Here is a 9,192-nt window from a genome sequence, read left to right as displayed (position 1 = left end):
AGATGGCATGCGCACGTCGACGTAGGGCGCGCTTCTCACCATGGTGATAGGCGGAGGACAGCGTCTGCTGCTCAGACTCAGTGAGAGGTGCAACGTAGCGCCTTGCCATGGTTCCGTCCGTGTCAGTTATCCCACATACATTATGCACGAAAACTTTCGGTTAGGCACTTAGTGAAAAGCAAGGATGGTGGGCCCAGCTGGACTCGAACCTGCGACCAAGGGATTATGAGTTCGCTTATAAAACAATAAGTTACTGACACACAAGGGAAAGTGACCGTAATCGAGCAAAAGGTACTGCTCTTTGGAATCAGTAGGTTAGCGAAAGATGAGGATAGCACACGAAGCTGGTGTGTGTACCGCTCGTGTACCGTTTGAGATCTTCCTCTCTCCCGAATAGCATGCCTCAGGGGGAGCGAAAAACCGCTCGCCTCAAAGGCATGCTGATCTCTTACGGCTAAAAGAGGACACTCAGCCAGTGCAAATTTAACGCCTTGCTCACCGGTAAATTAGGAGCGCAGCGAGTAATTTATCCGCGTGCAGCAAATTGTTATGAGCCGACGCCGGTGATGTGTAATTTATGGACATCTACCCCGCCAAACGGACTCACGGCCTCTTCTACAAGGCAGTACAACGTCACTTGCGGCTTCAGCAACGTATAAATGTATTCTACGTTATCCTGGTTCCCAAAAATGGTGAAGTTGTAGTCACCAAGTGGTATTGCCTGCCCAGCATCAGAGACCGACAGCTTCCCTGAATTCTTGTATTTGTTAAAGTCGAATACTTCGCACTTTAGTTCGGTCGTTTCTTTCTGTATTTTTGTCGGAATGTCGAAAGCGTCTCGATCGGCCTCACCAAGGTAAATATCATGTTTGGAGCTGAACCGATGACCAGCAGACACTTCTGTTAATTTTCTATTACCCAGGAGATGAGCCAAGTCTTGGTAATTTGGAAGTGCGAGTTGAGCGATTTGGAACACGGGGCCATGGTAGTGATGATGTTCATCGCCAATTCTAAGATCCACGTCGCCATTGTTGTTGAACTCATAGGTGGGCTGGTTTCCGCTTCGCACCGCACCACAAACAAGTTTCAACATAGAGAAAGTATCTTTGGTTAAATCCCATATGTTTTGCGGGCCAAGGCTTGACACGAGGGGTAGACCTAGCTGGACGCCTTGCAAAGCGATCTCAAAGTACGTTAGCAAAGAACCGTGCTTAAACTCGGTCGCCTTTATGTAGAATTTTTCTCTTTCGGATGCGGTTATCCGGCTTTTCTCTGCAGTAACAAGATAGGTCTTGTCAACAATACTTTGAAAGCTACTCAACGCAGATATCGCTACGGGAAGCGGAACTCCGTCCTTCAGAATAGGGCCATCGATTTTAAATTGTAGTTCTTCCAACGGTTGCTCCCTATCTGTTTCTAGTGCTCATAACGCTTGCAGCATGCGCGCCTGCGAAATGGAGCCGAAGGCGCAATGTAGTAGGCGTCGCCGTGCCTGCACTGGTTAGCACGTCGGCACCTGATAGGTGCGGAATTTCCCCGATCCCGACCATGTGACCGCCGTGAATGGAAAATCCAGATTCCCCTGCTCCTGAAGTTGCTGAAGGACTGCTGCTGGGGGCCAGCCACTCGGGGTATCTAAAAAGGCGTACCCTTGCTCCACCAACTCCTTAAGCAATATGACCAACTCGGCGTCATCCCGGTAAGGAACTGTTCTCACGGGCAAATCAACGATTTTGAGGATTCCGCCCTGAATACTTTCGACATATTTTAGAGTCATGTTTCCTTGGTGCTAACAGGTATTAGACAGCGCGCTCGTTTATTGACTTGAACGAGCGCGCGCGTTCAACATTCTTATACCGCCACATCAAACCACTGATTTTTCGTTGTATTTTCGTTGACGTGGCTATATAACACCAATCAACGAGCATGCTGCCTTTTCCGACATGTCGGTTTTGGATCGCTATCCGCCATGACAGACTCCTACCGTAAGTTTTACTCAGCACGCGAGTCACGATTCGACCTCCCCGCCAACAGCTTCAAAATCAACAGCGCAAACTGCCTTCCCGTCTCCTCATCTTCCAGCAGCGGCATAGAAAGCTTTTCGTGGTCGCTAAGGGCGTCGAGCACGGCGTCGGTGACCTTCTTCGGGAAGAGGCCGTGCATTACCTGATCTTCGCTGTGATTGCGCACCTGGGCCATCACCGCTTCGTCACGCTCGATGCGGTCGGCGATACCATTGGCGAAGTGCAGCTTGTCATCGTCGCTGACCTCGGCACCGTAGAGGTCGTTGAGCCGGTCGATGATCTCGGCCAGGCGCTGCTTCTCGGGATCGTGCGGCTTGCCTGAGCCCACGTCGCTGACCGGCTTGAGGCCGTAGTCACCATCGGCCTCCTCGAGCTGTAGGCGCTTCTCCTCGCGCTTGGTGAGGCGGTAGTGGGTCAGCTCCAGCTCGCTGACGTCGATGGCCTCCTCCTCGAGCAGCCGGTCGGTGCGCAGCAACGGGTAGAGGTGGCGGGCGTAGACGCAGAGCTGCTCCAGCTCCGGATCGTCGAAGGTGACGATCTGGCTGAGGAATTCGTAGGCGCGCACAAAGCTCTGCAGGTTCTTGCGGAAGAGGTCGAGCTCGTCCCGGGTGGTGCCGGCCTCCTTGAGCTCCTGCTCGGCGCGCTTCAGGCCCTTGTCGTCACCATTGCCCTCGGCGATGCGGCGCGCCTCCTTCCAGGTCTGCTGCTGTTCCAGGGTCAGCCGGTAGCGCTGCTTGAAGCGATCCTGGGCGGGGCGGCAGTGGTAGCTGAGGCTCGACGCCGGCGCCTTGGGGTCGAAGAAAGCGCGGGCGAAGCCCTCCACCTCCGGCCAGTGGTAGATACCGCTGGCATCCAGGGTGCGCTGCAGGTCGTAGACCACGCTGGGGTCGGAGACGTCGGCTAGCTCCGCCTTGCGGTAGTAGGGGGCGAAGGCGTCGAGGATCTCCTGCTCGTCGTTGTAGAAGTCGAGGATGAAGGTCTGCTTGCCGGGGAACAGCCGGTTGAGCCGCGACAGGGTCTGCACGCAGTCCACGCCCTGGAGCTTCTTGTCCACGTACATGGCACAGAGCTTGGGCTGGTCGAAGCCGGTCTGGAACTTGTTGGCGGCGATCATCACATTGAAGTCGTCGGTGTCGAACGCCTCGGCCAGGTCGCGCCCCTTGAGCTCGGGGTTGAGCAGACGGCTGGTCTCGGTCACCTCCTCGGGGATCACCTCGTCCGGCGGCACGCTGCCGGAGAAGGCGACCATGGGGTGCACGTCGTCGTAGCCCTGGGCCTTGATGTAGGCCTGCATGGCCAGCTGGTAGCGCACCGCCTCCTGGCGGCTGGCGGTGACCACCATGGCCTTGGCCTGGCCGTCGAGCAGGTGGCGGACGTTGTCGCGATAGTGCTCAACGATCACCTCGACCCGCTGGGCGATGTTGTAGGGGTGCAGGCGCACCCACTTGGCCAGGGTGCGCGAGGCCTTCTTGGAATCGACCTCCTGCTCCTCGCCCTCGGGGTGGGCGAGCTTCCAGGCGGTGCTGTAGGTGACGTAGTTACGCAGCACGTCGAGTATAAAGCCCTCCTCGATGGCCTGGCGCATGGAGTAGAGGTGGAACGGCTCGGGCTTGTTGCCGGCGCTGGCCGGCAGGTCAGGATCCGGCGGGCGGCCGAACAGTTCCAGGGTCTTGGCCTTGGGGGTGGCGGTGAAGGCGTAGTAGCTGATGCGCTCGCTGGGGCGACGTGATGCCACGGCGGCATCGAGCATGGCCTCTGCACTCACTTCCAGCTCGCCGCCGCCCTCGCGGTCACTATCGCCCTCTGTCGCCTCTCCCGCGGCCGCCAGCAGCGCCTTGAGCTTGCTGGCCGAGCTGCCGGTCTGCGAGGAGTGAGCCTCGTCGGCGATCACCGCGTAGTTGCCCTCGGCGAGCTGCGGGCGCTTGTCCAGGGCGTCGAACAGTGCCGGGAAGGTCTGGATAGTGACGATGACGATGCGGGTGTTGCTGGCCAGCGCCTCGGCGAGCTGCTCCGACTTGCTCTGGTTACCGATGTTGCGGGTGATCGGGCAGACCACGCCGTGGGCGTGCTCGAACTGGTAGATGGTGTCCTGGAGCTGGCTGTCGAGCACCGTGCGGTCGGTGACCACGATCACGGAGTTGAAGAGCTTTTTCCCGTCATCACCGTAGAGGTTGGCCAGCTGATGGGCGGCCCAGGCGATGGAGTTGGATTTCCCCGAACCGGCGCTGTGCTGCACCAGGTAGCGGCGCCCCGGCCCCTCGGCCAGAGTGGCCTGCACCAGGCGATTGACCACCTCCCACTGGTGATAGCGAGGGAATATCAGCGTCTCCTTGAGGCTGCGCCGGCCGTGGAAGTCCTCGACGGTCTTCTGCTCCAGGTGCAGGAAGCGGCCGAGCACCTTCAGCCAGGCGTCCGGGGCGAACACCTCTTCCCACAGGTAGGCGGTGGCGTAGCTCTGCTCGTCCGGCGCGGGCGGGTTGCCGGCACCGCCCTCCTCGGTACCGCGGTTGAAGGGCAGAAAGTAGGTGCTGCTGCTGGCCAGCCTGGTGGTCATCGCCACCTCGGCCTGGCTCACCGCGAAGTGGACCAGGGCGCCGCGCTTGAAGGTTAGCAGCGGCTCGGGCTTGCGGGTGACGGGGTCCTTGATCGGGCGGTCCTGGCGATACTGGCGCTTGGCGTTCTCCACCGTCTGCTTGAACTGGCTCTTGAGCTCCAGGGTTGCGGTGGGGATGCCGTTGACGAATAGCACCAGATCCAGGCGGGGGTTATAGCTCTCACCGCCGCCCTTGCCCTTCTCGCGGGCGTGGGGCGAGTAGGAGACCTCCGGCACCACCCGCAGGCGGTTGGCGCGGTAGCGGGCCTGGGAATCCGGGTTCATGCCGTGGTCGGGCTGGAAGCTGCAGAGGTCGAACTTCACACCCGGCACCTTGAAGCCGTGGCGCAGCACCTCCAGGGTGCCGGCGCGCTCCAGCTCGCGGACCACCTTCTGCACGAACACCGATTCCGGCGCCTGGGGGTTGGCCTTGCAGAACTTCTCCCAGCGCTCGGGCCAGGCCTCGCGCACGTAGCCGAGCAGATCTTCGGTGTAGAGCGCCGTGGTGCGGTCGTAGCCGCTGGCCGTGCCGGCCTTCCAGCCCCCGGCCACCATGGCGTCGATAATGTCCTGCTGGAACCGGGCTTCCCTGCTGTCCGCCATATAGTCCCCTGCGCTTGGCGTAATGATGCGTAGCAGCCTAGCGCGTCAGGGATATTAGGAGAAGGCTACTTAGGACGATGCATTGCCCATAGAGAGCGGTCTCGCCAGTCGTCAGGGAACCCCATTTCGGCCACATTGATGGCGTGGTGATCGATGAGCCCGATCAACCGTTCCCGCCAATGATGATGGGGGTTCACCACATCCATCAGATACAGCATCAGGGTGAGGGTATTGTAGATACGACGCGAAGCGTCGAAGGATAGCGTGTCCAGCACCCCCGCAGGCCGATCCTTTGGCAGCTTGGGAAGAAAGGTGAACTCCCGGTTCCACAGGCGAGCATGGTGGGCACACTGGTTGCGTACCGTACTCAGGTGGTGCAGGACCGATGTCATCACGCTCTCATCGAAGTCGTACTCGCGTGCCACGGCATTGCGATCTCGGCGCTGACGTGTGTTGGCGTACCACTGGGACAGTTGGCCGAACGTCATGATCTCCACCAGGGCCCAGATCGGAGGCAGCGGCTCGTCGTAGGTAGCGCTCAGATGGCGAATGAAGGTTTCCTGACTGCGCCGCACCTCCCCTTCCAAGGCACGTAGCCGTTCCTCATGACGCCAAGAACGGTGAGGTGACTTGAACAGGGCCGGAGCAAGATGGCAATGGGGTCCGTATGTATGGGCCATGTGGTAGGCCCAGCGGGTGCGAATCGAGACCTCGATGCGTTCGATAGCGTCCATGACCAGCAGCCGGAACTCCCGATCGAACACGTAGAGATTCAGCACATCATCCAGGGTGGTGCCGGGGCACAGGCGATGCGTACGGTGGTCGGCCTCGAAGGGCAGCCAATAGGCGCCCAACCGGTAGTAGTTGAGGTGGCGCAGATAGTGGAGCGCACGATGGCGGTCCGGCACCGTCAGCCCCCGCTGGATGAGCCGGTCGAGCTGATCATCTAAGCTCAGCGGGGGCTTGTTGAACTGCAAGGCCGGCCTCCAAAAAAGTAACCCCCCAAGGTGCGCTTCAGGGAGAGGCGTGGGGGGTGTTGTTACTGAGCAGTATAAAGCGATGGCCGGCCGCCGCCAAGCCTTGCACCACCTCCTGCATCGTGGCCGAGGTAGCTTCAGATGCCGAGCGCCTCGATCTCCTCACGGTCATACACTCGACCATAGCGGCCTATCAGCCCCTTGGCACCCAGCATGGTCAAGCTAACCACTGGCGTTTCGGTCTTGGCGAACCCGGCGTCGAGGGCCTGCTGCTGCTGTTCCAGGGTGAGCAAGCCGATCCTGTCGGGCGTGTAGTGCTCCCCCAGCTCCATCAGCAGAAACTGCGTCCAGCCGGGCGTCAGGCGCACGCTGCGACCCCGCTGGTTCTCGTGGGTAATCGCCTTCACCTGGGTGCGACAGGCGCCTTCCACCAGGTCATAACCCGGGCTGGAGGCCCCCTCGACCTTTTCGGGCCTCTGGCCTAACGCCTCCAGGAAGCGCAGGCCGAGGAACTCGCCGATCCGGCCAATGATGTTGTCGTTGCCGCCAATCCGCTCTGGCACGTCACGGCCAAGCGCCAGGATCTCGCTCCGCGCCTGCAGATAGGCCTTGATGGCCCGCTGGATCTGCGGGTCACGCTCCTGGGAGGGTAGAAGGTCTGATACAGGCGTCAACGGCGATTCAGGCACTTGGGCCAGCTTCCATCTGTTCGCGCTGCCAGTCGATCTCCATGGCTATGATAGCCCGCAGGTAAGACGCAGCGGCCTCCTCGATAGCCTCCCACTCCATGGATGGGAAGCCATGATAGAGGTTGTACGAGGTTCTGCCGACTTTATGCTCATCGAACTGATTGCAGTCGATGCCCTTGCCTGCCAGCTCAGCCAGGTCGCCGTTCCGCCTGTCGATGTAGGTCTGGACCCATACCCGCTTCGGGGTTTGCGGCTCCAGATAAATGACTACGCTGGAGTGGCTCTGCCAACCATTGGGGGCGAAGCGTAGCGCCGGCCCGACCGGCCAGTTCTCCTGCCAGGAGGTGATCGGCAGGCCCAGGTCATCAAGCCGGGTGTTGAGCCCCTCCTGTAACCGAAGGCGAAGACTGGCCAGCGCATCGTTCTTCGCCTTGGTCAGCGCCTCGATCTCTCCGAGGTGCTCCAATGCAAACTGCTCCTGAGCGTCGGTCAGGGTATCGGTCATGGTCAGGTTCTCCAGATGAATCACGAATTCGCGCAGGAACAACAGCCACTTGCTCTCGCCGTGCTGCTCGTAGAGGGAGCCTGCCGCCGATCTCAGGCGCCGCAGGAAGTCGGGATAGCCGATACCCAGCCAACCGGGTGCGTCCGGCGCCTGCCCACCCGGCGACAGCACGACACACAGCACCTGGCGGCTGTCCTGATCCGACAACCGCAGCGCGAGATCATCGCCATAGTGCGCGAAGTCGTTGTGAAGCCCGTGATAGACCTTGTGCTCCACCGCTATCACCCAGCGATCTGACTCCAGCACCAGGTCAATGCGCTGCTGTTGGGAGGTCACCCACTCGCGCACTGGAGGGCGCGTCAGGTATCGCTCACTGGCGGCGGGCTGCAGCGGCTCGGGCAAGCTGTCCAGCAGCGCCGAGAGGACAGCATTGCCGAAGCCATGCTCTGCGGCGGGATCGAGAAAGAAGGCCAGCAGGTCCGTGGTGGGGTTCTCGAAGTAGCCGCGTGCCCCTATATCGAAGAGGGTTCGCTCGCGGGCTGGCCTCCGAAGCCGGGCAGCGCCTTCGAGCAAGGCTTTCATACGTTCAACGTCCATATTGTCTCTCTATCGCTATTCTGGAGCGGCTTCTGCCGCTGCACTCACCTGCTGGTCCTGCCACTCGCCGTAGGTCATGCCGCTGCCCTCCGCCTTCCACGAGATGCGCCCATTGGCGCTGCGCCCGGAGACCACCGCGGCGGCGGCGCTGGGGCTGCTGAAGCTCTGATCCTCGTTGAACACTCGAGTGCCATTGCTGCCTTCCACCAGCACCCCGTCCTCGCAGAGCTGGTTGTAGAGGCTCTGATAGCCGCGCTCGGTGCCGACCCAGCTGCCCCGGGCCAGGGAGCCCTTGAAGACGTAGAACTCGCCGTCGATCTCCTGGCCGGTTGCACGAATGCCGTGCCGTGGCACCTCCAGGGTGAAGCGGGGCGAGGACTCTGGTTCTGCCGCTGGGGCCTCTTCCGGCATCCGCGAGGGGCGCGAGGTCTCGCGGAGGAAGTCGAACCCCAGCACCGGCAGCACGGTGCGGATCTGCTCCATGAAGAAGGCCATATCGGCGCGGTCCGACTCGGGCAGGTTGATGTACTCGTGGGCGGTGCCGTTGATCAGCTTGCAGCGGCCGACCTGGCCGGCGTTCTGGATCAGCAGGCTCTCCAGATACGTCACGTGGGCCTTGGTGAGGTTCTGGTCCTTGCTGGTGACCAGGCAGACCTTCTCCCAGAAGTCCTTGCCGCCCTTGTCCTCCGGCCGGTTGTGCTGCTTGAGGCGGGTGCCGACGTCGTCGCTTTCGCCGATGTAGAACAGCGGGCGCAGGCTATTCTCGGGATCGGGGCCAACCAGGAAGTAGATGCCGGTACGGCCGCACTCCGGGCGCTGCACCAGCTCGCTGAGCTTGCTGCGCGGCCCGGTGAGCACATGGCCGGTCCAGTTCATGATCTCGGCGGTGAGCAGGCCGTTGGGCGTGCCATCCACCAGGAAGAGCCGGATGCTGCGTCCTTGGGTCATACCGTCTCCGCTTAGGTGGCCTCAGTATGGGCCGTTGAGGTTGCCAGTGTATGCTGCCTTCACGGGCCGTAACTATTCAGGTGGTTGCGGATAGCCTGTCGCCAACCACCTGATTTTTCTGGCATAGTGTGCCTAATCCTTCGGCATATCTATGCGGTGACATGACCATCAGCGATATCAACGTCGACGAGGCCCTGGAGCGGGTCCGGCAGCAGCTCAAGGAAGACCAGACGGTCTCGCCGTCGCTGCGTGCCGC

7 protein-coding genes and 1 pseudogene are annotated in these 9,192 nt (G+C 60.8%); all 8 read right to left on the bottom strand.

The genetic code is table 11. The features are described from left to right. Positions 1-109 (bottom strand): annotated as a pseudogene (locus DER72_RS15595) (IS630 family transposase); the annotation flags it as partial. Positions 110-547: 438 nt separating this feature from the next. Then, positions 548-1,396 (bottom strand): fructose 1,6-bisphosphatase, encoded by an 849-nt coding sequence (locus tag DER72_RS15590; RefSeq protein ID WP_110070856.1) that lies wholly within the window; start codon positions 1,394-1,396, stop codon positions 548-550. A 105-nt stretch (positions 1,397-1,501) separates the two neighbouring features. After that, positions 1,502-1,777: a hypothetical protein gene (locus DER72_RS16305; RefSeq protein ID WP_110070855.1), complete on the bottom strand. Its 276-nt coding sequence runs from the start codon at positions 1,775-1,777 to the stop codon at positions 1,502-1,504. 215 nt (positions 1,778-1,992) lie between these two features. Beyond that, positions 1,993-5,220, bottom strand: a complete 3,228-nt coding sequence (locus tag DER72_RS15580) for a type I restriction endonuclease subunit R (RefSeq protein ID WP_110070854.1) — start codon at positions 5,218-5,220, stop codon at positions 1,993-1,995. 65 nt (positions 5,221-5,285) lie between these two features. Then, positions 5,286-6,197 (bottom strand): Abi family protein, encoded by a 912-nt coding sequence (locus tag DER72_RS15575; RefSeq protein WP_110070853.1) that lies wholly within the window; start codon positions 6,195-6,197, stop codon positions 5,286-5,288. Between the two features lie 137 nt (positions 6,198-6,334). Further along, complete coding sequence (locus tag DER72_RS15570; protein WP_146209080.1) at positions 6,335-6,871, bottom strand: hypothetical protein; 537 nt, start codon at positions 6,869-6,871, stop codon at positions 6,335-6,337. Positions 6,872-6,878: 7 nt separating this feature from the next. Continuing rightward, entirely contained in the window at positions 6,879-7,988 is a 1,110-nt protein-coding gene (locus DER72_RS15565) for a PD-(D/E)XK nuclease family protein (RefSeq protein ID WP_110070851.1), read from the bottom strand. A 15-nt stretch (positions 7,989-8,003) separates the two neighbouring features. After that, the gene (locus DER72_RS15560; protein ID WP_110070850.1) at positions 8,004-8,936 is read right to left on the bottom strand and encodes a GIY-YIG nuclease family protein; all 933 of its coding nucleotides are present in this window, start codon (positions 8,934-8,936) and stop codon (positions 8,004-8,006) included. Positions 8,937-9,192 lie beyond the last annotated feature (256 nt).

Origin of the sequence: Halomonas sp. A11-A, assembly GCF_003182195.1 — a bacterium.
Lineage (GTDB): Bacteria > Pseudomonadota > Gammaproteobacteria > Pseudomonadales > Halomonadaceae > Halomonas > Halomonas alkalicola.
The sequence above is the reverse complement of the archived record's forward strand: the minus strand, read 5'-3'. Positions and strand labels throughout refer to the sequence as shown.